This is a genomic window from Marinobacter xestospongiae (assembly GCF_023156385.1).
GTDB classification, from domain to species: Bacteria; Pseudomonadota; Gammaproteobacteria; order Pseudomonadales; family Oleiphilaceae; genus Marinobacter; species Marinobacter xestospongiae.
The window spans coordinates 1-24,912 of record NZ_JAKZAK010000039.1 but is presented as its reverse complement, the minus strand read 5'-3'; the positions used below and the strand labels follow the sequence as shown (position 1 = coordinate 24,912).

The 24,912-nt window shown below is 58.3% G+C and carries 30 protein-coding genes and 1 other RNA gene; 24 read left to right on the top strand and 7 right to left on the bottom strand.

Annotated features, from left to right (window positions below; translation table 11 throughout):
- Positions 1 to 348 precede the first annotated feature (348 nt).
- The gene (locus MLD24_RS20890) at positions 349 to 1,173 is read right to left on the bottom strand and encodes a hypothetical protein (protein WP_248169186.1); all 825 of its coding nucleotides are present in this window, start codon (positions 1,171 to 1,173) and stop codon (positions 349 to 351) included.
- 279 nt (positions 1,174 to 1,452) lie between these two features.
- On the bottom strand, positions 1,453 to 1,704 hold the full coding sequence (locus MLD24_RS20885; RefSeq protein WP_248169184.1) for a DNA-binding protein: 252 nt from the start codon (positions 1,702 to 1,704) through the stop codon (positions 1,453 to 1,455).
- A 130-nt stretch (positions 1,705 to 1,834) separates the two neighbouring features.
- Between MLD24_RS20885 and MLD24_RS20880 the strand changes: the two genes are divergently transcribed.
- The 14 genes from MLD24_RS20880 to MLD24_RS20815 all read left to right on the top strand — a co-directional run bounded on the left by MLD24_RS20880 (position 1,835) and on the right by MLD24_RS20815 (position 10,407).
- Positions 1,835 to 2,038 (top strand): MerR family transcriptional regulator, encoded by a 204-nt coding sequence (locus MLD24_RS20880; RefSeq protein ID WP_227173953.1) that lies wholly within the window; start codon positions 1,835 to 1,837, stop codon positions 2,036 to 2,038.
- Positions 2,035 to 2,514, top strand: a complete 480-nt coding sequence (locus MLD24_RS20875; RefSeq protein ID WP_248169182.1) for a hypothetical protein — start codon at positions 2,035 to 2,037, stop codon at positions 2,512 to 2,514. The genes MLD24_RS20880 and MLD24_RS20875 overlap by 4 nt, the downstream gene beginning before the upstream one ends.
- A 19-nt stretch (positions 2,515 to 2,533) precedes the next feature.
- Positions 2,534 to 2,950, top strand: a complete 417-nt coding sequence (locus tag MLD24_RS20870; RefSeq protein WP_248169181.1) for a hypothetical protein — start codon at positions 2,534 to 2,536, stop codon at positions 2,948 to 2,950.
- Positions 2,947 to 3,225 carry a hypothetical protein gene (locus MLD24_RS20865; protein WP_248169179.1) on the top strand — a complete coding sequence of 93 codons (279 nt, stop codon included), beginning with the start codon at positions 2,947 to 2,949 and terminating at the stop codon, positions 3,223 to 3,225. The genes MLD24_RS20870 and MLD24_RS20865 overlap by 4 nt, the downstream gene beginning before the upstream one ends.
- A gap of 68 nt (positions 3,226 to 3,293) precedes the next feature.
- Positions 3,294 to 3,554, top strand: a complete 261-nt coding sequence (locus MLD24_RS20860) for an antirestriction protein ArdR (RefSeq protein ID WP_248169177.1) — start codon at positions 3,294 to 3,296, stop codon at positions 3,552 to 3,554.
- The gene (locus MLD24_RS20855; protein ID WP_248169175.1) at positions 3,551 to 3,814 is read left to right on the top strand and encodes a hypothetical protein; all 264 of its coding nucleotides are present in this window, start codon (positions 3,551 to 3,553) and stop codon (positions 3,812 to 3,814) included. Before MLD24_RS20860 ends, MLD24_RS20855 begins: the two co-directional genes overlap by 4 nt.
- Before the next feature lie 312 nt (positions 3,815 to 4,126).
- Positions 4,127 to 4,426, top strand: a complete 300-nt coding sequence (locus tag MLD24_RS20850) for a hypothetical protein (protein WP_248169173.1) — start codon at positions 4,127 to 4,129, stop codon at positions 4,424 to 4,426.
- A 22-nt stretch (positions 4,427 to 4,448) separates the two neighbouring features.
- Positions 4,449 to 4,703, top strand: a complete 255-nt coding sequence (locus MLD24_RS20845) for a hypothetical protein (protein ID WP_248169171.1) — start codon at positions 4,449 to 4,451, stop codon at positions 4,701 to 4,703.
- 19 nt (positions 4,704 to 4,722) lie between these two features.
- On the top strand, positions 4,723 to 4,968 hold the full coding sequence (locus MLD24_RS20840; protein ID WP_248169169.1) for a hypothetical protein: 246 nt from the start codon (positions 4,723 to 4,725) through the stop codon (positions 4,966 to 4,968).
- A gap of 133 nt (positions 4,969 to 5,101) precedes the next feature.
- The gene (locus MLD24_RS20835) at positions 5,102 to 6,421 is read left to right on the top strand and encodes a hypothetical protein (protein ID WP_248169167.1); all 1,320 of its coding nucleotides are present in this window, start codon (positions 5,102 to 5,104) and stop codon (positions 6,419 to 6,421) included.
- A gap of 5 nt (positions 6,422 to 6,426) precedes the next feature.
- Positions 6,427 to 6,747, top strand: coding sequence for a DUF2523 family protein (locus MLD24_RS20830; protein ID WP_248169165.1), 321 nt, complete (start codon positions 6,427 to 6,429; stop codon positions 6,745 to 6,747).
- A gap of 15 nt (positions 6,748 to 6,762) precedes the next feature.
- On the top strand, positions 6,763 to 7,992 hold the full coding sequence (locus MLD24_RS20825; protein WP_248169163.1) for a zonular occludens toxin family protein: 1,230 nt from the start codon (positions 6,763 to 6,765) through the stop codon (positions 7,990 to 7,992).
- 130 nt (positions 7,993 to 8,122) lie between these two features.
- A complete protein-coding gene (locus MLD24_RS20820) occupies positions 8,123 to 9,388 on the top strand; it encodes a hypothetical protein (RefSeq protein ID WP_248169161.1) in 1,266 nt (421 codons plus the stop codon).
- The gene (locus MLD24_RS20815; protein ID WP_248169158.1) at positions 9,385 to 10,407 is read left to right on the top strand and encodes a phage integrase; all 1,023 of its coding nucleotides are present in this window, start codon (positions 9,385 to 9,387) and stop codon (positions 10,405 to 10,407) included. Before MLD24_RS20820 ends, MLD24_RS20815 begins: the two co-directional genes overlap by 4 nt.
- A 45-nt stretch (positions 10,408 to 10,452) precedes the next feature.
- On the opposite strand, the gene ssrA is transcribed toward MLD24_RS20815, so the two are convergent.
- The 3 genes from ssrA to smpB form a co-directional block, all read right to left on the bottom strand.
- Positions 10,453 to 10,819: a transfer-messenger RNA gene (gene ssrA / locus MLD24_RS20810) on the bottom strand.
- Positions 10,820 to 10,956: 137 nt separating this feature from the next.
- On the bottom strand, positions 10,957 to 12,375 hold the full coding sequence (locus MLD24_RS20805) for a wax ester/triacylglycerol synthase family O-acyltransferase (RefSeq protein ID WP_248169156.1): 1,419 nt from the start codon (positions 12,373 to 12,375) through the stop codon (positions 10,957 to 10,959).
- Positions 12,376 to 12,519: 144 nt separating this feature from the next.
- A complete protein-coding gene (gene smpB, locus MLD24_RS20800) occupies positions 12,520 to 13,002 on the bottom strand; it encodes an SsrA-binding protein SmpB (protein WP_248169154.1) in 483 nt (160 codons plus the stop codon).
- A gap of 181 nt (positions 13,003 to 13,183) precedes the next feature.
- Here smpB and MLD24_RS20795 point away from each other — a divergent pair, with 181 nt between their 5' ends.
- The 3 genes from MLD24_RS20795 to MLD24_RS20785 are packed head-to-tail and all read left to right on the top strand — an operon-like array spanning position 13,184 to position 15,592.
- Positions 13,184 to 14,830: a sodium-dependent transporter gene (locus MLD24_RS20795; RefSeq protein ID WP_248169152.1), complete on the top strand. Its 1,647-nt coding sequence runs from the start codon at positions 13,184 to 13,186 to the stop codon at positions 14,828 to 14,830.
- Positions 14,831 to 14,867: 37 nt separating this feature from the next.
- Positions 14,868 to 15,314 carry a type II toxin-antitoxin system RatA family toxin gene (locus MLD24_RS20790; RefSeq protein ID WP_227173971.1) on the top strand — a complete coding sequence of 149 codons (447 nt, stop codon included), beginning with the start codon at positions 14,868 to 14,870 and terminating at the stop codon, positions 15,312 to 15,314.
- Complete coding sequence (locus MLD24_RS20785) at positions 15,314 to 15,592, top strand: RnfH family protein (RefSeq protein WP_227176035.1); 279 nt, start codon at positions 15,314 to 15,316, stop codon at positions 15,590 to 15,592. Before MLD24_RS20790 ends, MLD24_RS20785 begins: the two co-directional genes overlap by 1 nt.
- A gap of 21 nt (positions 15,593 to 15,613) precedes the next feature.
- On the opposite strand, the gene MLD24_RS20780 is transcribed toward MLD24_RS20785, so the two are convergent.
- Positions 15,614 to 15,967, bottom strand: coding sequence for an outer membrane protein assembly factor BamE (locus MLD24_RS20780; protein ID WP_227173972.1), 354 nt, complete (start codon positions 15,965 to 15,967; stop codon positions 15,614 to 15,616).
- 122 nt (positions 15,968 to 16,089) lie between these two features.
- On the opposite strand from MLD24_RS20780, the gene fur reads away from it, so the two are divergent.
- A complete protein-coding gene (gene fur, locus MLD24_RS20775; protein ID WP_227173973.1) occupies positions 16,090 to 16,500 on the top strand; it encodes a ferric iron uptake transcriptional regulator in 411 nt (136 codons plus the stop codon).
- A gap of 79 nt (positions 16,501 to 16,579) precedes the next feature.
- Here fur and recN read toward each other — a convergent pair whose 3' ends face one another.
- Positions 16,580 to 18,259 (bottom strand): DNA repair protein RecN, encoded by a 1,680-nt coding sequence (recN, locus tag MLD24_RS20770; RefSeq protein ID WP_248169150.1) that lies wholly within the window; start codon positions 18,257 to 18,259, stop codon positions 16,580 to 16,582.
- 233 nt (positions 18,260 to 18,492) lie between these two features.
- Here recN and grpE point away from each other — a divergent pair, with 233 nt between their 5' ends.
- The 6 genes from grpE to MLD24_RS21780 form a co-directional block, all read left to right on the top strand.
- Positions 18,493 to 19,092 (top strand): nucleotide exchange factor GrpE, encoded by a 600-nt coding sequence (gene grpE / locus MLD24_RS20765; protein ID WP_227173975.1) that lies wholly within the window; start codon positions 18,493 to 18,495, stop codon positions 19,090 to 19,092.
- A gap of 119 nt (positions 19,093 to 19,211) precedes the next feature.
- Entirely contained in the window at positions 19,212 to 21,146 is a 1,935-nt protein-coding gene (gene dnaK, locus MLD24_RS20760) for a molecular chaperone DnaK (RefSeq protein ID WP_227173976.1), read from the top strand.
- Between the two features lie 182 nt (positions 21,147 to 21,328).
- Entirely contained in the window at positions 21,329 to 22,462 is a 1,134-nt protein-coding gene (dnaJ, locus tag MLD24_RS20755) for a molecular chaperone DnaJ (RefSeq protein WP_227173977.1), read from the top strand.
- An 11-nt stretch (positions 22,463 to 22,473) separates the two neighbouring features.
- Positions 22,474 to 23,277, top strand: a complete 804-nt coding sequence (gene dapB, locus MLD24_RS20750) for a 4-hydroxy-tetrahydrodipicolinate reductase (RefSeq protein WP_227173978.1) — start codon at positions 22,474 to 22,476, stop codon at positions 23,275 to 23,277.
- A gap of 326 nt (positions 23,278 to 23,603) precedes the next feature.
- Positions 23,604 to 24,734: a glutamine-hydrolyzing carbamoyl-phosphate synthase small subunit gene (gene carA / locus MLD24_RS20745; RefSeq protein ID WP_248169188.1), complete on the top strand. Its 1,131-nt coding sequence runs from the start codon at positions 23,604 to 23,606 to the stop codon at positions 24,732 to 24,734.
- A 93-nt stretch (positions 24,735 to 24,827) separates the two neighbouring features.
- Positions 24,828 to 24,912, top strand: an 85-nt coding sequence (locus MLD24_RS21780) for a carbamoyl phosphate synthase preATP-grasp domain-containing protein (protein ID WP_427902074.1), incomplete at its 3' end; no start/stop codon positions are given.

The following is a 24,912-nucleotide window of genomic DNA, read 5'->3' as shown; positions in this document are numbered from 1 at the left end:
CTTGCTCATGATTCTCCTCCTTGTGGAGATGATGAATCAGAGCTTAGGCACCTGTCCAAAATTTGGGGTCCACTTCAGGTGTCTGTATATAAAATAGTTCCGTTCCGGTTTTCCTTTGTAGTCACACGCCGAAGGGCGGAGCGGGAAAAAAGACAACGGAAACAGGCCCAGCTACAGGCCAAGTGTGATCGCTACAACCGCCATATTGACGCTAAACTGCGCAGACGGCTACACCGTCTCCCTGGGCAATCGCTGGAGGGCGGAGCGAAGGGAAGGTCAGTCAAAAGTATTCGAGGGAGTGTATTTTTTGAGCGGTGAAAATAGACCTATCCCGGTTTCCGTTATTTATTAGTCATAGTCATCCTCTTCTTCGAGATCACCATTAGCAAATTTGTCTATTTTTTCTTTAAAGTTTTTTAGGATTTGAACTTTGCTTTCTTCACCGATTTCTACGCCCACATTTACTAGCCTTTCCATGTCTTCCTGGTGATTTTTAAAGATTTTTTCGTCAAAACGCATTACTATCAGGCTCATATTATCAAGAAGCATATATTCCAAAAAGTCTAGCGCCGCAGCGGCATGTGAAAAGCCTAGCAGGTAATCGATTGAGCGAAGTCCCACTGCTTCCGGTACATATGGTTTTATAGGTCTGTTGCTGTTATAGGCTGTAGCTAATAGATAAAAAGATGCCATTACAATGAATGGTTCGTTTCTGCAAAGGTCGAAGAAAGTCTTCGTCTCATCAGATTCAAACTCTTCAACTGAATCTTCCGAAGACTCTTCTTTTACATCTGTGTACTTCTCGCTTGAAAGAGTTGTATTAACTTTTTCAATTTCCTTATTCAAAGAGTTAAAGTGGTTAGGGGCTTCAATAGAAACAAATGTAGAAATTCGGTCTGATGCGGACTTAATTGCACTTGAGGCTTCATTAATTCGACTGTTGGTCTCCGTTATTTTTATTTGCTGCTCGTCCTGCTTTTTGCTCGAAATTATCGAGTAAAAAATCGCTAAAATAGCCAGTAATAGTGAAGATAGTGTTAAGGCGAATGTGAACTTGTCAACCAGTTCCGGGACGTCAAAATAGGCTAAGGCTGTTAGCGCGATAATGACTGCAATTAATATACCTATTGCATAGTTGTAATGGATGTATTTGGTGTCATCACTGCTGTTCACGTTTTATCTCCATCTATTTAGTATAGTTTTCTATACCCTTTTCAGATCCTTGCCGAACCAAGCAGCTGTCCTAATGCGGTACGAGACTCTTAATTAGAGTCGGCTTTCTTTCGTCCGATGACCTTCGTTCTCGCCTGATAATCAAACCCACCAGTCAAAACGGTGAAGTTATACCTGAAACCGCCACCACACACTACGACGGTCAGCCCTCTTGTTCTTGTGGTTCCCCTCGTCGGTCTCCGTACCAAGCCTGAGCGATACGTGCAGCCAGGCTGAAACCTATCCTGTTTTCAGGCTGTTCTCTGAGTGAGCCTTTTCCATCTCTGGGCTGATCTGACCTGCTTCCGGAAGGGTCAATCCAGTCATTAGCCAGTAAGCAAACTGCGGAAAGGCTTCGGCTAGGGCTGCAAGGTAGTCCTCGTTCACCTTCTGCTTTCTACCTCTGATATTTCCCCACTTATAGCGATCAATGCCCGTCAGCTCCTCCATCTGCTTGGAGGTGATTTCAAGGCGATCAAAAAGCTCAATCACTCTTTCTCTTATCATAGTAAATTAAAATAAGTATAAATTACTTACTCTGCTATAGTGAGTATAAAGTACTAAGTACTTAGTTGAAGGTACTTAGTTTCGGGTGAGAAACAGTGTATCAGAGTGGCGAATAGTGGACGAACAAAAGCAGATCATCCTATTGGCAACCCCGGTCATGACGCAGGAACGCTTTGCGCAACTGACCGGGCTCACGGAAGGGCAGGTAAGGGGCATGATCGAGAAGGGCCACTTGCCATCAGTGAAGATCGGCAAGCCCCGGCTGGTAAACATCGCCCTCATCTCACAGAACGCCTTGGAAGGGGAGGACTGGGCATGACACCGGAACTGAAGGAACAGAAAAAGAATCACGTACGGGTGGTGTTTGACGGCGCCATCCGGTTACTGGACACCGGCGAGCGAGACGCCGCCTTCGACAGCCTCCAAAAGCTGTTGGGCATGAAGGCCGCCTTTCATCTGATCGACGAGGATCTGCACCAGTTCGCCAAACTGGCCGCTGATGCCCTGATCCAGTACGAACAGGCCAAATACACCACCGCCCCCGTCGCGCCTCCACTGGATGCCTTTATGGGTGGCCTGGACGCACTGAGGTTCGGTGACGTCGAGACCCTGAGCTTTTTCCGTCGCCAGCTATTCGATCTGGCCGTCAAACACTCTTGCAGCCAAGCCCGTCTTCTCTACCGGGTACTGGTCGCCATGGTGCTTTGCCACCACGGCCGCCGCATTCCTGACAACGTGCTGGGGCCGCTGGTGAACAACAGCCACGAAGGGAGGGCAGTCCGTGAAGCCTCTTAACCGTGTTGGCCAGAGAGTGGTGTCTTTTCGTTCTGAAGGACATGACGGGGCCGTTTTCTTCTTCGATGGTCACAAATGGGTAGCCAGCGCCGATCGCCTTGGTCCTGCTCGCATGGTCGCCCCAGGCACTGTGGCTGTCAGTGTTTCTGGTCGCCAGTGGATGGCGGTAGGCGGTGACCGTGTAAAAGGGGCTGCTGGCTGGCGCTTCGTCTCTCCGTACGTCGATCAGTTGCCTGTGAACGGCGACCCGGTGTGCTTTAGCGACAACCCCAAGTCCCTGAAGATCCGCGCCAAGCTGGATGCTTACCTGGACTACTACCAGGAATGCAAAGGCGTCGCGCCTTCCACCGTGGTACTCCGCCGCGAACAGCTCTCCACCGTCGGCGCGCTTCCCGGTCAGATCTACAAAGGCGCTCGCCTGGAGGTCTTTGTATGACTCCCGACGTTCGCAAGCAGAAGAAAACCAACATGCGCCTGCGCTTTCAGCAAGCCTGCGAAGCCTGGAGCGTTGGTGACTACGAACTGGCAGCCTGCCGCGCCAGCCAGGTGTCCGACATGGCGGCGTTTTATATGGGCATCGACTCCGATCTGTACTGGTACGGCATCCGCCTGAGCATCGCCTGGAGCGAATTCATGCTTCAGGACGACACCCGCGACTTCAATACCTGGGCCGTCGGCCAAGCCTGCACTGCACTGAGGGCTGCCGCATGAACTGCCGCCAAGCAATGACCTATGCAATGGAATTCCAGCGTCCCAGCGCATCCAGGGAGGAGCAGACCATGAACGACCACACCAACTGTATCCGCCTCGCTCAGGCATGGCGCGACGACCGCCCGCAGCTCGCCGGCACCGGCTTTGTCGTGGTCTGCAATGACCAGTCTTGCGGCTGGATCAACATGATCCGTAACCCGGAATGCTGGGCCCCAGGCTGTATTGCTGTGGGCACCAACGGCGACCTGTGGCAGGCCATGGGCGGCAATGACTACGACGGCGCGGCCCGCTGGGAACGCATCACCCACACAACGGAGAACGACCAATGAGCCACATTCCCCCACGCCAGGAACAGGTCGAGGACAAGGAACGGCGCTTCTACGTCTGCGCCGCGTCGTCCCGCTACCTGCAACTGCAACAGGAAGCCATCCAGCGCGGCACCGACCTGTGGACGTTGGGTGGCGCGGTTCTGACAGCGTGGCTGGAGGCCGGCTGCCCGGATTTCGGTTTCAGTGGTTCAGCCACCCCCGAAAGTTCCTCAAGTCCGCCCCCGTCATCGTCACCACTCGCGCATGACCAGGGAGACTGACAGGGAGCGTTGCAAGGCTGGCGCTTGCGCCACGGCCGCTTGCGGCCGCGTGGCCTTGTGGCGGTCCCTGGCAGGCTCACCATGCGCATAACGAGTGGTGATGCTGACGGGGGAGGACGCCGCCCCTTGATTCCGAGCCATGAGCAGATGAGGCAAGCGGAGCGCGGCAGGCGGCAGGGATCGTGACCCGTAAGGGCCAGCACCTCAGTGCTGGTTTGCAAAGCAAATAGAGCCCGGCCCGAAGGGGCCGCAGACAGAGTTAAACCCTCCCGGAAACCACCGGGTATCACTGGAACGAAGAGGAAACAGCAAATGGAAAACTACCTGAACCTGATGATCATCGGCGCCACCCGCTACGACATCGACGGTAACCGTGGTGGTTCCCTGTGGGCCTACTCCCCAGCGGAAGCCGACGACGAAAACCGAGTCGGTAACGAGGTGATGAAAATCGCCTGCGACTACAAACACATCGACCAACTGCGCAACCACGCCAACCGCCTGCCGGCCATGTTCACCGTTAAGGCCCAAATGAAAGCCGGGCAGGGCGGCAAGATCACCTTCAAGGCCCTGGACATGAAACCCCAGGACCAAGTGAAGAAACCCGCAGCCTGATCACCAGAAACAGGACTGAAAAATGCCAACCGTCCAGAACTACCAATGCAGCGGCACCCTGACCAGCGAAGTCATCAACGGTAACGCGGTCATGGCCTGCAGCGGTGGTACCTGGACGGTGCAACAGATTCAGCAACAGGACGTCGAAACCGTCTTTGCTGAATACCTATCGCCTGATCCTGAAATGATCGGCCTCGTCATGGGTTCCGGCCTGGTCTTCTGGGCCATCGGAATCGGCTTGAGCCGGGTAATCCAGGTCATGCGAAAGGTCACTTAAACCCAAAGGAGAAAAAGCCATGTCTGAAGTTATCGAAATGAAACAAGCCAAGAACGGTGTCTGGGCTCGTCGCAGCGCCAAAATCGGAACCGCCCTGGTAGCAGGGTTTGCAGCCGGCTCTGCCGCCGCCGTGGATCACTCCGCGGCCATCGACGGCGCCTTCACCGACGGTTCCACCAACGTTACCACCGCCGTCACCGGCGTGATTGCCCTGGTCGCCATTGTGACCGGCCTGGGCATGATCGTCTCCATCCTGCGCCGGTAATGTTTACCGGAGTCCTCATTGGGGCCCTCTGGGCGTCAATGTTCGCTCTCGGATACAACGGCAACTAGCGCAAAACCCAGGGGGCCGGACACACCGGCCCTCCTTGATTCCGCCCCGTAACGAGAGGCCACCCATGCACCTGAACGCCCGCCTGACTCTGTTACCGCTGCTTTTACTGGTCTCCGTTCGACTGTACGCCGACCTCCCCTGCCTTGGCCCCGCCCTGGCCTCCTGCCATGCGTACGTCGCTGAACACTACTCCGGTCAGGCCGCCGGCCAATGCCGTGCTAACAGCGAAAAAATGCAGATCGAGTTTCGGCGAAAAACCAACTACTACGACCTGGAAGAGGGCTGGGGCTGGTACTACGGCAGCTGGATGAACCAGAAAAAATATCAGATCTGCGAATGCGAAGACCCCTGGTCCCACGAAGGCGGCGGAACAGAGTGCGGCATGTGTGCCCCCACCCACACCGACGCCGGCGAAGACGTCATGCCCCGCTGCCAACTGATCGAAGAACCCGAAGACTGCGCCGAAAAAGGCGAGTACTACGAACAGGACGGCTACTGCACCGCCGAATGCCAAAGCGGCTCCGCCCTGGGCAACCAATGCCTCCAGGAACCCGAAGCCCAATGCTACAGCAGCTCCGATGACTACCTCGGCAACATTGGTTACGGCGGCAACCAGAAACCCGTCTGTGGCGACAACCAATGCTCGGATGGCGGCACCTACGGCTTTGAAGAACAGAGCGACGGCAGCTACAAATCCCAGTGCTTCCCGCAGGACTCAAAGCCCCCGAAATGCCCCGCCGGGGCCGCCGTCATCATCGGCTCCGACAAAGCCTCCTTCCAGTGCAGCGAAATCGACTTCGACAGCCCCGACGACGACCCCACCCCCGACGAAGACTCCGACGGAGACAGTGACGGCGATGGGGAAGGGGACATCACCGGCATTACCAACCAGCTCTCCGAGATCAAAGAGCTGCTGGGCAAAGGCAACCTCAACACCACTAACATCAACGAAACCCTCAAAGGCATCGGCAAGGGCGTCAAAGACGGCACCCAGGCCATCACCGACGCCATCGGCAACATCCCCGGTGGGGGTGGAGGTGGCAATGGCAATGGCGATGAAAACGGTGAAGGTGAGGGCGGCGACCCCGTCACCTGGAACGGCGACCCCATCGACACCGAACTGGCCGACCCCACGGAAGACTACGACCAGGTCATGGCCGACTACCAGGCCAAGATCAGCGAGATCAAAGGCGAAGTCCAGGCCATGTTCTCAACCAACCTCACCGGCGGCGGCTCCGTCGACAACAACATCAAAACCATCAAAGGGGAAGAGGTCAACTTCTCCCTCAACCGCTTCCTGGATGGCCTCGACATCCTCGGAGCCATCGTCCTGTTCTGCGCCGCGTTCATCAGCGCCGGCATCCTGTTCACCTCAAGGGGGTAACCACCATGGAATTCATCGCCGACTTCTTCGACGCCATCTGGCAGTTCTTCGACAGCATCCCCGCCCTGATCGACGACTGGATGGTCAAGGCCGGCGCCTGGATCGTCATCGCCTCCACCAAAGCGAAAATAGCCTTCATCGGCTTCAGCTGGAGCGTGGCCCAGGAAGTGCTCAACCAGCTCTACGTCTCCGACACCATCGAAACCTATTGGGGCCAACTGGATTCCCAGGTGGTGGGTGTTGCGACGTACCTCAAGCTCCCGGAGGCCTTCAACATGATCATCAACGCCAGAGTCACCCGCTACGTCATGGACGTCATCGGCTAAGGAGGGCACACCACCATGAGCATCGTCATACACCACGGCCACCCCGGTTCCTATAAATCCTTCGGTGTCCTCCAGCGCCACGCGATCCCCGCCCTCAAAGAAGGGCGCACCATCGTCACCAACATACGCGGCTTCGATTCCATCGAGAAAGTCGAAGAAGCTATCCAGGAACAGCTACCGGACGAAGCTGAAATCCTCAACGTCAGCACCGAAGGTCGAGACGAAAAAGCCTACATGGCTCGCTGGTTCCACTGGGCCCCCCAGGGCGCCATGGTCATCATTGACGAAGCCCAGGCCATCTACCCGGCCAAGCGTAAAGACTTCCGCCCTGAGAACCTCGACTACCCAGGCGGCGAGGACCAGGCCAAACAGGACGAACGCCCCGCCGACATGTTCGAAGCCTACGACATGCACCGGCACTACAACTGGGACGTGTTCCTGTGCACCCCGAACATATCCAAGGTCCACACCGACATCCGACAGGCCGCCCAGGTGGCCTTCCGTCATTACTCCATGGGCGAGCTGCTGCCCTGGAAAAAAGGCAAATGGAGGGAAGTTGAACATGACCCAGAGAACAATGGTAAGGCCAAAAGCCATGCATACGGTGTCCCGAAAGAGTACAAATCGGACCCCACGATCTTCAAAACCTACCAGAGCACAAAAACCGGCGACCATCAGTCTAATCAGGGACCCCAAAGCGTTTTTAAAGATAAACGCGTTGTGGGCTATCTTTCGCTGTCAGTCGTTTCTCTACTGGTGTTTGCCGCGCTTGCGGTCAATATTTTCCAAAGGGAAAGGGCTGTCAGCCCGGTTGATCCGGCGCACATTCAAAGCATCGATGCGGCTGGCCCTGATGCTCTGTCTGATGGTCGTGATGTCCGCGATCCTCAAGCTGATCCTGAGAACGGCGGTCGCTTAGCCAACCACCAGAGTAACCCAAACAAACACCCCTTCCAGGATGCCGCCCTACGTATCGCCGGCAACTTCAACCGCGCCTACCTGTTCCACGGCCAGGATCGACAGGGGGATTTCTCAATCACCCAGCGGGACTTGTTCAGCTACGGCTACCGGGTGCTGTACCTCAGACCCTGCTACGCCCAGCTCTGGTGGGAAGGGGAAAAGGTCCAGGACATCTACTGCCAGCGTGACCGCATCCGAGAACCCGACCCACGCCCACAAATCGAGCCGGACACCTACCCGGTCGAAGTAGCAACCCCCTTAATGAACGCCAAAGAAGAGGCGTAGCCCGCGAACAGCCGCGACGATGGCGAGGAGCGGCTGTTCGCGGGCGGAGCCCGGAGACGTCCCTGTAACACGTCTCATAGAAAACGACGGTAGTCGTTTTAACACCACAATGAACCACAGTGAGCCATAGATGAAAATCAAAGACTTTGAGCGAATCGATGTACGCACCGGCGAGATTGGCAAGGGCAACCTGTTCATTGGACCGGAAGGGCAGCAAGTGGACCTGGGCAACGTCAACGTGCTGTGGACCGGGGTCGATACCGTCCGGCAGCTCTACGAAGGCAAACTGAAACCCCAGATCCTGGCCGACATCGCCCATGCCTACGAGTCCGGCTACGACGCTAACGTAACCATCCGGGGCGTCACCTTCCGCCTGCAATCCGGTCGCCGTGGTGGCTTCAAATACCTGCTGCAGAACCGTGAATACGGTCTGACCATTCTTCTGCAGAACTTCTACGCCGAAGGTGATGCCCTGGGAACGCACGTCAAAATCGAATGCAGCCCTCAATGGCTCTATGAACGCGGAAGCGACCAGATCAGCGACGAACTGGCGGAGTGGGGCATGTACTTCCTTACCGCCATCAAACCGGTCGGAATCGCCCTTCATCTGGCCTGCGACTTCCAGGGCTGGGAACCGCCCCGGGAGTTTGCAGAACACTTCGTGACCCGCGCCAGAACCGTTACCGTCCACAACGGCCTCTCGGATCTGCGTTTCGATGGCGCCATCGGCTCAACGATCAACGGACGCGGCGAAACCTACACCTTCGGCAAGGCCAACAGCCTCCAGGTGTGCCTGTACAACAAATCCAAAGAGATCGACGTCTCTGACAAGCGCGCCTTCATGGAAAGCATCTGGGAGTGTGCCAGCAACGAACAGTGCTTCCCGGACACCTGCTACGACCCTGAAAAGCCGGTCTGGCGCCTGGAAATCCGCTTCCATCACCGCATCGTGAATGAAGTCTCCCAGGGCACGGCCAACATGGCCCCGATCTACACCTTCGCCCACGCCGTGAAACACCTGACAGGCCTTTGGCGCTACGCCATGGAACGCAACCGCTACGAGGCCAAACGAGAGTGGGTCCACCCGATCTGGACCAAGCTCCGCGACGACATCAGCTTCGGCCATCCAGCCCCAGATCTACTGTACAAGCGCGCAAAAAAGGAACCCGGTTGCGGCAACGAAAAAAATGTCTCCCTGGCCTTCGGCAATCTCCTGAGCATTTATGCCCGCAACCGCTTTAACACCCGACAGGCCTGGGATTGCCTCAAGAAATCAGGCCTGTGGGAAGACCTCTGCAACTACTACCGGCGCAGGGACATCAAGGAGAACGAGTTATACCAGCTTGTTGAGGATGGCTTGGTGAAACGACGACTGTTGAGCAAGGTAGCGGCATGATCCGCAGAAAGCCCAACGGACGTTGGCAGGTGGATATCTGGGTTAATGGTCGCGGTTCAAAGCGTGTCCGGAAAACCTTTGCATCCAAGCCGGAAGCAATCCGGTTTGAGAACTGGGTAATGTCCAAGCGGATAGAAGGCAAAGAAGACTGGAGTCCGGCGAAAGCTGATACGCGAACTCTGCTGCAGCTGATAGAGCTTTGGTTCAACATCAAAGGTGTCCACCTTAAGGACGGGGAACGTCGTAAACGGGCGCTGGAAACCATAGCCTCCGCTATGGGAAACCCCAGGGCCAGCAAGGCCAATGCGTCTGCCTTCCTGTCTTACCGGGCAACCAAAATGTCCAGTGGGGCAAATGGAAAGACCCTGAATAACCATCTTGGTTACCTCAACGCTGTGTACAACCAGCTACACAAGGTTGGTGAGATCGACTACGAAAGCCCGTTTGGCCGTATTGAGCCAATTCGGCTGGATGAAAAAGAACTAGCTTGGCTGACCTCCGACCAGATCCGGCACCTGCTGGAGACAATCAGCGATTTCACGTCGAATCCGCATGTCCATCTGCTGACTCGGCTTTGCCTGGCTACCGGTGCGCGCTGGGGCGAGGCTGAAAACGTTAAGGAGCGGAATCTAAGACACAACCGGGTGACGTTTGTGGGGACAAAAAGCGGCAAGTCCCGGACGGTGCCTCTGACACCGGATCTGTTCGAGGAGCTGCAGGCGCATCTAAAAGAGTGGGGTTCTTTCTCGTCTTCACTCAGTGCCTTTCGAAGAGCCCTGGTGAAGTCACGGATTCAATTGCCCAAGGGGCAGTCTGCCCATGTTCTGCGCCACACATTCGCCAGTCACTTTGTTATGAACGGTGGTGACCTTCTGACGCTGCAGAAGATCCTGGGACATTCCACCATCAATATGACGATGCGGTATGCGCATTTGTCACCGGACCACCTGTCAGACGCGGTGCGCTTTTCTCCGGTGTGGACACATTGTGGACGCGTTAGCGAAAATGAGGAAGGTTGAGAAACAAAAAAGCCCCTGAAATCAGGGGCTTAATTGAGAGAGGTTTGGTGGAGACGGCGGGGATCGAACCCGCGTCCGCCAGCACTCTGCCTTGAGGTCTACATGCTTAGCGTCCTTCTATTGATTTAACCTCAAACGACCCGAAGGTCAGGGTGTAAGAGGCGAGCTCTTTGAATCTTAGCCGTCAACCAGTGAGCTCTGGAAAACGGAGCATCCTGTTAATGATGACGTCCCGGGATGTTGCTACTAGGTTACAGGCATCCTAGCCGGGACGACTGGAACGGCTTACGCCGCCAGTGCGTAGTTGTCGTCGTTTGCGACTATTAATATGCAGCTTTGGATTAACGAGATTGGCTGCCATCTCGACATGCACCCAAGGGTTCGCAACCAGCGTCGAAGCCATGTCGTCCCCCTATGACTAGAGTATATGTGGGCGGTTGCGCCCACTTCAAGGGCTTTCGCTGAAATTAAGCCGTCTCATAGTGGCGCGAGCCTCACCAAGGTGCCGGGGCCGACGCGGTTGGTCAGCGAATCAGAGGCTCCTTAGTTCTAGCTTGCAGCACGCGGCTCTCTCAAAAATGGTTGGCCGCGCGGGATTGCCTGCAGCAAGCGGTCGAATTCGTTGTGGAAATCCGTCATGACGGCGTTGGGGTCGAGATCGATCGCCTTGTCGACGCTGAAGCCGAACTGGACTGTGCCATCATAGGTGAAAATGCTCATGCCGATCCCGATATCGCCACTTTGCGGGACCCAGAACATGGGTTGGCGCAGGCGAGCGCCTGCGAGGTAGACCGGCTGCTTGGGGCCAGGCACATTGGTCAGCACGGCCGTGGCTTTGTGGCTGAGCAGGTTCAGGGCCTGGCGTTCGAGCTGATCCGGTCCATGGCCAAACAGATCCAGCAGCGAGTAGGTGATCTCGGCCTGGTGAGACTGCTTGAGCCGGCTCATGGTTTCCCGGGTCTGGTGGAATCGCATCAAGGGGCAGGGGACGTCCACCGGGAGGGTGACCAGCACCAGTCCAAACTGGTTCCCTAACGTGTCCACTGGCTGATGCAATGGCCGCAGGTTGAATGGCACCGCCACCCTGAGACCGCAATCCGGGGCCTGGCGGCCGCTATTCTCGAAGTACTGATGGAGGGTGCCTGCAGCGACGCTTAGCAGTACATCGTTCACCGTTCCGCCAAGGGTGTGGGCGCATGCCTTGACCTGGGCCAGATCCAGTGGGTTCGCCCAGGCAACCTGTTTGCGGCCACTCAAGGCGGGCTTGAGTCCGGTGGGCGGTTCGTTGGCGGCCAGTGCCAGCTTGAGGCCGTCAACCACCCAGCCGCTGGCCTCGCGGGCAAAGCGACGACCGAATTGTCCTTCCCGCAGGCTGTGACGGAGACGTTCACCGCGCTGGCGGATGGTTGAGGGCGCGGTCAGGAGCTGATCCAGTCGGCGTTGCCAGAGCGCCTGGCGTCGTGGTGGCCGATTGGCGCTGGGAGAGAGGGTATGGATCTTGGCGGTGGCGTTGCTGTCTGTCAGGGACAGCAGCACCCGGACCAGGGAGAGGCCATCGGCGATGCAATGGTGAATGCGGACAATCAGGGCGCAGCCGTCACCGTAGTGGTCGACGTAGTGGATCTGCCAGAGCGGATGTCTGAAATCCAGTGGGGTGCTGTTGAGGTCGCTGACCAGTTCCTGCAGATCGAGCTGGCTACCCTGGCCGGCAAGGGCCATCCGGTGCAGGTGGTTGTCCAGGTCGAACCTGGGGTCGTCCTGCCAGTACGTGGTGCCGCGATGATGGTAGGGTCGTTGCCGGAAGCGCCGAAACGCCAGCAGACGCTCGGACAGTACCCGGCGCAGCCGGGGCAGCGGAATGGCGTCATCGAAGGCCAGTACCGCCGAAATCATCATCGGGTTCTGTTCGCTTTCCATGCGTAGCCAGGCGCGGTCCACGGCTGACATGGGTTCACTGTGGGGTTGCATTCGACCCTCCCTCTTATCCGTAAGTGAGAGGTCGCAGCGTTGGTCAAATACGACAGATAGATGGGCGCTACCACCTGAGAAATTGCAGTATAGGCCGGTAGCGCAGGTTGTGAAAGTGGCTTGTGCCAGACCTTGCAGCCGGCCTCAGGAAACGTTGGCTTCCCGCATCACACGCTGTTTCTGGCGGTTCCAGTCGCGCTCTTTCTCGGTCGCCCGCTTGTCGAAGAGCTTCTTGCCTTTCACCAGGGCAATCTCGCATTTGACCTTGTTCTTCTTCCAGTACAGGGCCAGCGGGATACAGGTGTGACCGGTCTGATTGACCTTGCCGACAATACGGGCAATCTCCTTGGCGTGCAGCAGCAGTTTGCGGGTGCGCGTCGGGTCTGCGATAACGTGGGTGGAGGCGGTGTTCAGTGGCATGATGTGGGCGCCAAGCAACCAGGCTTCACCGTCCTTGAGTAATACGTAGGCGTCCGTTAGCTGGCCCTTGCCAGCCCGGAGCGATTTCACTTCCCAGCCAAGCAGGGACAGTCCTGCCTCGAAGCGCTCTTCAATGTGATACTCGTGCTTGGCTTTCTTGTTGAGCGCGATGGTGCTGCTGGGCGTACCGGGTTTCTTCTTGCTCATGAATACCTGATCCGTTTGCGGGAATTGCCTGGGCCGGGAGGCCGGGCCCGCGGATAAAAGGGACCATTGTAGCCCAGGACTGCCAGATCGGTCACGATTCCCGTTGTCGGGGCCTGTCACAGGAGGTGAGTTCGCGCCGGATTTGGTTACAATGGCAGTCCACTGTCTGACTGGGTACGGAATGCCTACTCCATACGAAACGGCCATCGGTTCTTGGACCCGTCGCACGACGTTTTTCTGGGCGGCGACCGGCGCCACGGTGGGCCTCAGCAACCTGTGGCAATTTCCCTATCTCGCCTCGCAACATGGTGGTGGCCTGTTTGTGCTGCTGTACCTGGGGTGCCTGATCCTCGTGACCCTGCCGCTTATGCTGACCGAAGCTGCTGTTGGCCGGAATGCCCGCCATGGCGTGGTGTTGGCGATGGACGGCTTTGTGCGCCAGGCGCGGCTGTCGCGGTACTGGGTGTGGATCGGACGTCTGGCCATTGTTTCCGCTTTTGTGGTTCTGTCGTTCACTCTGGTCATCGGCGCCATCTGTCTGGCCTACGTGTTCTATGGCGCCCTGGGCTGGTTTCACGGTGGTGGCGAGGCGGAGGCCACCGGCTTGCTGTTGTCTCTGGTGGCGGACCCGGGTAACTACCGTCACTTCATGGGCTGGCACGGGTTCTTTCTGCTGCTGGTGCTTTGGGTGTCAGCCCAGGGCGTGGTCGGCGGTCTAGAGCGGACGTTCCGGGGCGTTGTGCCAGGGTTGCTGTTACTGACGCTGGTGCTGTTGGTGTATGCCGGGCAGAACGGCGATCTGGCCGGCGCGAGTCAGCAGCTGTTGGGCTTCCGGCGCGAGCAGCTGGGCTGGGACAGTGTCAGCTTGGCGCTGTTCCACGCCTTCTTCACGCTGGGGCTCGGGATGGGGGTTTGGGCCATTTTTGGCGCTTACATGCCCGCCATGACACCGCTAAAGCGCTCGGTGTTCGCCGTGGTGCTGATGGACACCCTGTTTGCGCTGATGGCCGGGTTGGTGATCTTTGCGTTGGTCCGGGCCGGTGCGCCAGGTTTGGGCGAGCAGGGCTTCAGCTTGCTGTTTGTGGCCCTGCCGCTGAGTTTGGCGGAGGTCGTGGGGGGGCAGTTTGTGCTGGCGGCGGTGTTCCTGCTGGTGGTTCTGGTGGCCTGGACGACGTCGCTGGCGCTGCTCGAACCGCTGGTGGGCTGGTTTCAGGAATGGACTGGTTCGCCCCGGGGGTGGTCGGTGGTGGTGATGGGGTTGGCGGTTTGGCTGGCCGGACTTCTGTCGCTGTTCTCGTTCAATGTCTGGGTCGATATCACCTGGATCGGCGGCAGTCTGTTCCGCTGGCTGGAGTTACTGGCCAGCGGCATCCTGATACCGCTGGTGTGTGTGTCTCTGGCGATATTCATCGGCTGGCGTCTGAGCCGGCCCCTGGCGTTCAGCCTGATTGGCCGGACGCCCTGGCTGGTTGGCCAGATCTGGTACTGGGGCATGCGGGTGGTGTTGCCGCTGGTGGTGGTCTACATCAGCGTTCATTACACCCTGGCCTCGGTGCGGGACCTGTGTGGCGAAGATCAGAATGAGGTCCTGTGTCGGCCAGTGTTGATTCACAATGGTGCTGCACCGCTGGAGGAGGCCGCGCCGGAAACGTCGGTAGAGCCGCCGGAATCTGAACTGAACGACGCTCAGGAGGCTTCCGAGCCGGGGGCTGATAAAGGAGCCCCGGGAGCGGAACCGCTGCCGCCAGCAGACGTACGACCGGCGATGCAGGCCCCGAATGAGAAAGATCGCCAACGCCAGGATGAAATCCTTTATCATAGTGTCTGAATTTCCGGTTCCCGTGTCAGACAGGTAGTCCATTCCCATGTCCCACCAGATCGAGAAGACCGCGCTGGTCATGCACTCGGCCCAGCGCATGTTCGAACTCGTCAATGACGTTGCCCGTTACCCCGATTTTCTGCCCTGGTGTGAAGGCACCGAAATCCATGAGCAGACCGAGCTGGAACTCATGGCCTCTTTGCAGGTGGCCAAGGGCGGCGTGCGACAGCGTTTTACCACCCGCAACCAGCTACGGGCGCCGGACGTCATCGACATGACCCTGGTGGATGGTCCGTTTCGCAACCTCAGTGGCCACTGGAAGTTTCTGGCACTGGATGAGAACGCCTGCAAAGTGCTGCTGAGACTGGAGTTCGAGTTGTCCAATTCGCTGTCGAAAATGGCGTTTGGGGCTGTCTTCAGCCAAGCTGCCAATACCATGGTGGATGCGTTCTGTCGCCGGGCTGATGTGGTGTATGGGGAGCGCGTGCTGTGATTGCGGTTGAAGTGGCTTACGCGACGCCGGAACGTCAGGAAATCCTGGCGGTAAGGGTGGATGAGAGCGCAACGGTCTATGACGCAGTAATTCAGTCAGGTATTCTTGACGTGTTTCCTGAGATTGATCCGGACTGTATCGATATGGGGGTATTTGGCAAGGTGGTCAAAGCCCCCAAGCGAGAAAGTCTGAGGGCGGGGGATCGGATTGAGCTCTACCGCCCGCTGAAAATCGATCCGAAACAGGCAAGGTTGAACCGGGCCCGGAAGAAAGGCTGATCCGGGCCGGAGCCGAACTGGTCAGTAGGCGGGCGTTTCGTCCAGCAGACTGGCTTCGTGATGGCTGTACTGGTTGCCATCGTAATAGACGATGATCTGCTGCTTGCGGATATCTCCGCCGGCTCGCTGGAAGGTGTAGACGTAGTACTCCTTGCTGTTGTCCACCGGATTGATGACGGCTGGTGACCCGAGGAGCGCGTGGACCTGGCGTCGACTCATGTCGGTGTTGAGCTGTTCCAGGTTCTCCTGGTCGACGATGTTGCCCTGCTGGACGTTGATTTTGTAGACGCCCGGGAACACGCAGCCAGAGAGGGTTAAAACCGCCGTCAGGGCCAGTAGGCACAAGGGCTTGAGGGGTGCCGCAAGCTTTTGCATCGTTGGGGGAAATCCTCTATCTTGAAGCGGCCTGCGGGTTGCAGGTAAGACGCGGGTCAAAACATATTCATGCGGCTTCATAATACCGGAAGCCGGAAGTACACCAAAGAGTGAATAGCATCATGTCTTCTGAAAACACCGAATTGCGCAAGGTCGGTTTGAAAGTCACGCTGCCGCGGGTGAAGATCCTCAACATACTGGAAAATGCCGAGGAGCACCACCTGAGTGCGGAGGACGTGTATAAAAAGCTCCTGGACCAGGGAGACGATGTCGGACTCGCGACAGTCTATCGGGTATTGACCCAGTTCGAGGCGGCAGGCCTGGTATTGCGCCACAACTTTGAAGGTGGCCACGCAGTGTTTGAGCTCGCGACCGACGAGCATCACGACCATATGGTTTGCACCCAGACCGGTCAGGTCATTGAGTTCTGCGATCCGGTGATTGAAGAGCGCCAGCAGAAAATCGCCGCCGAGCACGGCTTTGAGATTGTCGATCACAGCCTGACGCTGTACGTAAAGCCGATCGACTCCTGAGCGGGCATAAAAAAAGGCGGGTGTTGCCACCCGCCATCAAGGCTCTCAGGTCGAGAGGGGGAAAGTGTTCGTGGCGAGTTCAGTGATGGGTCGCCTGCCCCTTGGTAAACATCTCCCGGGCGTGAGCAATGGTCTGCTCCGTCATATCCACCCCGCCCAGCATTCGTGCCACTTCGTTGATCCGTTCATCGTCTCCCAGGGTTTCGATGCGGGAGTAGGTGGCGTCCTTCTGTGTGAACTTGCTGACAAACAGGTGCTGATGGCATTGCGCCGCCACCTGCGGCAAGTGCGTCACGCACAATACCTGGCCGTTGCCGCCGAGCGTGCGCAGCAGTCGGCCGACCACTTCCGCGGTACCGCCGCCAATGCCCACATCGACTTCGTCAAACACCAGCGTGGGGGTGGTGGAGGTCTGTGCTACCACCACCTGAATCGCCAGGCTGATCCGTGACAGTTCGCCGCCGGAGGCCACTTTGGCCAGTGGGCGTGCTGGCTGGCCGGGGTTGGCGCTGACCAGAAACTCGATTTCCTCCTGGCCATGGGGGGCGGGTTCGTCTTGACTGTTACTGCTGAGGCGGGTGACGAACTGTACTGAGGGCATGCTGAGTTGCTGCAGTTCCTCGGCAATTCGCAGGTCCAGGGTGGCCGCCGCTTTTTGGCGGGCTTCTGACAGCTGAGTCGCCAGAGTCTGGTAGGTCTGTCTCCGCTCTTCCAGTTCTGCTTCCAGCTGCTCCAGGCTGCCAGCACCGCCATCAAGTTCGGCCAGTTCCTGGCTCAATTTGCGATGCAGCTCGGGCAGCTCTTCCGGTGGTACCCGGTGTTTGCGAGCCAGTTGGTAGATGGCGCTCAGTCGTTCCTCCACTTCTGCCAGTCGGGCCGGATCGGCGTCATAGTCTTCAACGAACCGGCGCAGGTTATCACCGGCTTCGGCAGCCTGGATTTGGGCTTCATTGAGCATCTGCAGGGTGTCGGCAAGCGCCGGCACTTCAATCGGGAGCTGCTCCAGCTGGCTCAGTGCCTGTCGCAGCAGGCTGGCTGCGCTGTTGTCGTCCTCGCTGCACAGCAAGGCGGCCTGATGGCTGCGGTGCATCACGCTTTCGGCGTGCCCGAGCTGCTCCTGCTCGGCCTCCAGCTGTGCCTGTTCACCGCCCTCCAGGGCCAGTCGATCCAGCTCTTCCACCTGATAACGCAGCAGTTGCAGGCGGGCTTCGGCTTCGTCCGCGTTCTGGCGGCGCTTCTCAAGGGCGTCCCGGATTTGCTGCCAGGTCTTCCAGGCTGCCCGGGTCTGGTCGGCCAGGGGCAGGGCGCCGGCGAACTCGTCCACTAGCTTGCGGTGGGTGTCCTTGCGTAGCAGGGACTGGTGCTGGTGCTGGCTGTGAATGTCCATCAGCAGGGCGCCCAGCTCTTTCAGGTGTGCCAGTGGGCAGGGTTGGCCATTGATGTAGGCTCGAGACCGGCCATCTTTGCTGATGGTGCGACGGAGAATGCAGTCATTCTCATCATCGAGTTCGTGATCTGCGAGCCAGGTCCGGGCCTCGTCGATCCGGCTGACGTTGAACGATGCCGTGATGTCCGCCCGCTTGGCACCGTGTCGCACCGCCCTGGCGTCAGCCCGGCCGCCCATGGCCAGTCCGAGGGCGTCCAGCACAATGGATTTGCCGGCCCCGGTTTCTCCGGTCAGCGCGGTCATGCCTGCCTGGAACTGAAGCTCCACCCTTTCGGCGATGGCGTAATTGGTGACGGTCAGATGGGTCAGCATGCGGGGTCCTCCTGGATCGATGCGACGGATTCACTGTGAATCTATACAGTTGCTGTGAATATATACAGGCTTTTGCTGGTTTGCAAATGTTCAAATCGCAGGTTTCGGGTGGTTGAAACCCGTCAATTGGGCCCCATATCGTTCGGCAACGAGATTTACCGGTGACGCTGTCCCGGAACGCCAACTTGAATTGAGGGCCGTGACGGCCAGAAACGAACCAGCAGGAGTTGCCAATGAGCGCCGACGAGAACCGCAATGAGCAGGTGGAAGAGGAACTGAAGCAGCCGGAAGACGCCGAGCTGGAAACGCCAGAAAGCGACCCTGCGGGCGAGGCGTCGGCGGACGATACCGAGGCTCTGCAGGCCCAGCTCCAGGAAATGAAGGATCAGGTGCTGCGGACCCAGGCCGAGATGCAGAATGTCCGTCGTCGCGCCGAGATCGATGTCGAGAAGGCGCACAAATTCGCGCTGGAGAAGTTCGTCAAGGAACTGCTACCGGTGGCGGACAGCCTGGAGAAGGCGGTGGAGAGCACCGAATCCCAGAACCTGGATAGCGAGGCGCTGGCCTCCATTCGCCAGGGGGTTGAGATGACGCTGAATCTGTTCCTGTCCAGCCTGCAGAAGTTCAAGGTGGAGCAGATCAACCCGGAAGGCGAGCCGTTCGATCCCCAGAGCCATGAGGCGATGTCCATGGTGCCGGCGCCGGGCGCCGAGCCCAACAGTGTGGTGTCGGTGATCCAGAAAGGCTACAGCCTCAATGAGCGGCTGGTGCGTCCCGCCATGGTGGTGGTGGCGAAAGCCGAAGATGGGCCAAAAATCGACGAACAGGCTTGAAAACTTTTTGCTGGCGCCAATATAGGCAGTAAACGGGTGGCGCCCCGGGCCGACAGGCTCCGGAAGAGCAGCGGGCAGAATGCCGGAACCGGATGACATAACGAATTTGGAGTGAATCAATGAGCAAAATTATTGGTATCGACCTGGGAACCACAAACTCCTGTGTGGCCATCATGGATGGCGACAAGGTCAAGGTGATCGAGAACGCTGAAGGCGATCGCACCACCCCGTCCATCATCGCCTACACCGACGATGGCGAGACCCTGGTGGGCCAGTCCGCCAAGCGTCAGGCGGTGACCAACCCGGCGAACACCCTGTACGCCATCAAGCGTCTGATCGGTCGTCGCTTTGAAGACAATGTGGTCCAAAAAGACATCAAGATGGTGCCGTACACCATCGCCAAGGCGGACAACGGTGACGCTTGGGTGGAAGTGAAAGGCCAGAAGATGGCGCCGCCGCAGGTGTCCGCCGAAGTGCTGAAGAAGATGAAGAAGACCGCTGAGGACTACCTCGGTGAGACGGTCACCGAAGCGGTGATTACCGTCCCGGCCTACTTCAACGACAGCCAGCGTCAGGCCACCAAGGACGCCGGCAAGATTGCCGGTCTGGAAGTCAAACGGATCATCAACGAACCGACCGCCGCGGCCCTGGCCTATGGCCTGGACAAGAAGAGCGGTGACCGTACGGTGGCGGTTTATGACCTGGGTGGTGGTACCTTCGACCTGTCCATCATTGAGATTGCCGATGTGGACGGTGAGCACCAGTTCGAGGTTCTGGCCACCAACGGTGACACCTTCCTGGGTGGTGAAGACTTCGACATGAAGGTCATCGAATACCTGGCGGACCAGTTCAAGAAGGACAGCGGTATTGACCTGCGTGGTGATTCGCTGGCAATGCAGCGTCTGAAAGAGGCGGCAGAGAAGGCCAAGATCGAGCTCTCCAGCAGTCAGCAGACCGACGTCAACCTGCCGTATGTGACCGCCGATGCGTCTGGTCCCAAGCACATGAACGTCAAGCTGACCCGTGCCAAGCTGGAGTCTCTGGTAGAGGACCTGGTCCAGCGCAGCCTGGAGCCCTGTAAAGTGGCTCTGCAGGACGCCGGCATGAGCGGCTCTGAAATCGACGAAGTGATTCTGGTTGGTGGTCAGACCCGGATGCCGCTGGTGCAGGAGAAGGTTAAAGCGTTCTTCGGCAAAGAGCCGCGCAAAGATGTGAACCCGGACGAAGCCGTAGCCATGGGTGCGGCGATTCAGGGTGCGGTGCTTTCTGGCGATGTTAAGGACGTACTGCTGCTGGACGTTACCCCGCTGACCCTGGGCATCGAGACCATGGGTGGTGTGGCGACGCCGCTGATCGAGAAGAACACCACGATTCCGACCAAGAAATCGCAGACCTTCTCCACCGCGGACGACAACCAGACAGCGGTGACCATTCACGTCGTTCAGGGTGAGCGCAAGCAGGCTACCCAGAACAAGTCTCTGGGCCGTTTCGACCTGGCGGACATTCCGCCGGCGCCGCGCGGTGTGCCGCAGATTGAAGTGACCTTTGACATCGATGCCAACGGTATCCTCAACGTGTCCGCCAAGGACAAGGCAACCGGCAAGGAGCAGTCCATCGTGATCAAGGCCTCTTCCGGTCTGAGCGAGGACGAGATCGATAAGATGGTCAGCGATGCCGAGGCCAACGCCGATGAGGATCGTAAGTTTGAGGAGCTGGTGCAGGCCCGCAACCAGGGGGATGCCATGGTTCACACGGTGCGCAAGACTCTGAGCGAGGCCGGCGACAAGGTTAGCGACAGCGAGAAAGAGTCCATCGAAGCCGCTATCAAGGACCTGGAAGAGGCCCTGACCGGTTCCGACAAGGACGACATCGAGGCCAAGACCCAGAAGCTCACCGAAGTGTCTTCCGAGTTGGCGCAGAAGATGTACGCCGAGCAGGCTGAAGCCCAGCCGGGTGATGCTGGTGCCCAGGCGGGCGGCGAGCAGGCTTCCGGCTCTGCGGACGATGCCGTGGACGCAGAGTTCGAAGAAGTGAAAGACGACGACAAGCGCTAATCCGCGCGTTGTCGAAGTCAGAAAAACGCGGGGAGTCGCTTCCCGCGTTTTTCCTCGTTTAGGGGGTGCGCTAGAATGCCGGGCCGCCCCGTCGGTGAGGTGTTCCAGTTGGAGCATCCAGGCGATCAACAGAAGTCAGAACGGTTTCCGGAGATCCGGGAGCAAAAACAGGGTTAGAAAGCATGGCCAAGCGCGATTACTACGAGATTCTCGGAATTTCCCGGGAAGCGGATGAGAAGGAAATCAAGCGGGCATACCGTAAGCTCGCCATGAAGTACCATCCCGACCGCAATCCGGACGATGCGGATGCCGAGAACAAGTTCAAGGAGGCCAGCGAAGCATACGAAGTACTGGCCGATCCCCAGAAGCGTAGCGCCTATGACCAGTTTGGTCATGCCGGTGTCGACGGTCAGGCCGGCGGTGGCTTTGGCGGCGGTGGCGCGAGTTTCTCCGACATCTTTGGTGACGTGTTCGGTGATATCTTCGGCGGCGGTGGTGGTGGTCGTGGTGGCCGCAATACTCGTGGTGCCGATCTGCGCTATACCCTGGCTCTGGACCTTGAGGAAGCCGTCAAGGGCAAGACTGTCAAGATTCGGGTGCCGGGACACGTCGAGTGTGATCACTGCGACGGCTCCGGTGCCGAACAGGGCTCCCACCCGGAGACCTGTACCACCTGTAACGGCATGGGCCAGGTCCGCATGCAGCAGGGGTTCTTCACCGTTCAGCAGGCCTGTCCGACCTGTCGTGGTGCCGGCAAGATCATCAAGAACCCCTGTAAGGTCTGTCATGGTGTCGGCCGGGTTCAGGAGGAGAAGACGCTGTCGGTGAAAGTGCCGCCAGGTGTGGATACCGGAGATCGTATCCGTCTGGCGGGTGAGGGTGAAATGGGCGTGGACGGTGGTCCTCCGGGGGATCTTTATGTCCAGATCGACGTTCGTGAGCACTCCATCTTTACCCGTGATGGCCGCAACCTCTACTGTGAAGTGCCGATCAGCATTGTTGATGCCAGCCTGGGCGGCGAACTGGAAGTGCCCACACTGGATGGTCGGGTGAAGCTGAAAATTCCGCCAGAAACCCAAACCGGCAAACTGTTCCGGCTGCGTAACAAGGGCGTCAGCCCGGTTCGCGGTGGTCCTGCCGGCGATCTGCTGTGCCGGGTCATGGTGGAAACCCCGGTAAACCTGACCAAGCGCCAGAAAGAGTTGCTGGAAGAGTTCCAGCAAACCCTGGACGCTGGCAACGGTACTCACCACGCTCCGAAGAAGACCTCCTGGTTTGAAGGGGTTAAGAGCTTTTTTGACGAAATGAAATTCTGAGGGCGGAGCAGATGAGGGTAGCGATCATTGGTGCGGCTGGCCGCATGGGCAAGGTGTTGATTGAGGCGGTGGATGACGCTGAGGGTCTGACTCTGGGTGCTGCCATTGTTGAGCCGGGCAGCAGTCTGGTCGGTGCCGATGCAGGTGAAATGGCCGGCATCGGCAAGATGGGGGTGTCCCTGGTGTCGTCATTGGACGAGGCCTGTGACGCCTTCGATGTGTTGGTGGACTTTACGTTCCCGGACCTGACCCTGGCCAACGCCCGTTTCTGTCAGGAACACGGCAAGGCCATGGTGATTGGCACCACCGGTATGACGGACGCTGAGAAACAGCAGTTGGCAGTGGCGGCCGAGTCGGTGCCGGTGGTCTTTGCGCCGAACATGAGTGTTGGCGTGAACGTGGTGCTGAACCTGCTGCGCACGGCAGCTGAAGTGTTGGGTGACGATTACGATGTAGAGATCATCGAGGCCCATCACCGTCACAAGAAAGACGCCCCCTCCGGCACTGCGCTGCGGATGGGTGAGGTGGTTGCTGATGCGCTGGGGCGAGATCTGGCCGAGTGCGCCGTGTATGGCCGAGAAGGGTTCACCGGTGAGCGTTCGCAGAAGGAGATCGGCTTTGAGACCATTCGTGGTGGCGATGTGGTCGGGGATCATACTGTGCTATTTGCCGGCATTGGTGAGCGTATCGAGGTTACCCACAAGGCCAGCAGCCGAATGACTTTTGCCAAGGGCGCGGTACGGGCGGCCAGATGGCTGAGCGGGCGGCCTGCCGGTTTGTACGATATGCAGGACGTGCTCGCGCTCAAAGACTGAGCGCGCCTGCAATCGCCGTGGACAGTAAGTCGCCAAAATTCTATAATAAGGCGGTTTAACTGCACTAAGCGTAACAAGCAGCCGTAGTTGACAACAGGACCTGGCATGGCAACGCATGCCAGGCATCGGGAAAGCGGGACGGAGTGAAAGGCTCCCTCTCGCTTTTTTGCGACCTGAATTTGGCCTTTCACGGCCAGGTCGCCACGTTGGGGACCCCGCGCGCAACCGTTTAGAATAACGGTAGGGTCCGGCCCGATTCGCAACTGACGACACGCCACTCGATGAGGATACACGCCTTGAGTACTCACGCCCTGAGCTCCCCAAACCTGAGAACCCCGGCAATCCTGGCTCTCGCAGATGGAAGCCTGTTCTACGGAACCGCCATCGGCGCGGACGGAGAAACCAGTGGAGAGGTGGTCTTTAACACCGCCATGACCGGATATCAGGAAATCCTGACCGATCCGTCCTATGCCCGCCAGATGGTTACCCTGACTTATCCTCACATCGGTAACACCGGCGTCAATGAAGAGGATGTGGAGTCCGACCGCATCCATGCCGCCGGTCTGATTATCCGAGATCTGCCCCTGCTGGCCAGCAACTGGCGTAGCACCAATACGCTGGATCAGTACCTTCGCAACAACAACGTGGTGGGTATTGCCGATATTGATACCCGCCGCCTGACCCGGATTCTCCGGGACAAGGGCTCGCAGAACGGTGCCATCGTGGCGGGTGCCGACGCGACGCCAGAGCGTGCCCTGGAATTGGCCAAGGCCTTCCCCGGTCTGAAAGGTATGGACCTGGCGAAGGAGGTCACCGCTGACAAGAGCTGGCAGTGGAGCCAGACCGAGTGGGATCTGAGCAGTGGTTACGGTGAACGTACCGAGTCCCGCTTCAAGGTGGTGGCCTGGGATTATGGGGTCAAACTCAACATCCTGCGCATGCTGGCCGCACGGGGCTGTGATATCACGGTAGTGCCGGCCACCACACCGGCTGCCGATGTGTTGGCGATGAATCCGGATGGCATCTTCCTGTCCAATGGCCCGGGGGACCCAGAGCCCTGCGATTATGCTATCCAGGCCATTCGTGAAGTGCTTGAGACCGAGACCCCGGTCTTTGGCATCTGCCTGGGGCATCAGCTGCTAGCTCTGGCCAGTGGCGCCAAGACCCTGAAGATGGGGCATGGCCACCATGGCGCCAACCACCCGGTTCAGGATCTCGCCAGTGGCACTGTGATGATTACCAGCCAGAACCACGGCTTTGCGGTCGACGAAGCCAGTCTTCCGGCAAATATTGAGGCGACTCACAAGTCCCTCTTTGACGGTACGCTGCAGGGAATCCGACGTACCGACAAACCCGCGTACAGCTTCCAGGGTCACCCGGAAGCCAGCCCCGGCCCCCACGATGTGGCGCCTCTGTTCGATGAGTTTATCCGGCTGATGGACGCTGCCCAGGGCTGAGCCCCGGCCCCAGCGCCAAGCTGTGTTCGAACATTTTTAGCGCCGCCCTCAGGGCTGCAAGAATCCAACGTTGCTGACAGGTTTATCGACGACATGCCAAAACGTACTGACATCCAGAGTATCCTGATCCTGGGCGCGGGCCCCATTGTGATCGGCCAGGCCTGCGAGTTTGACTACT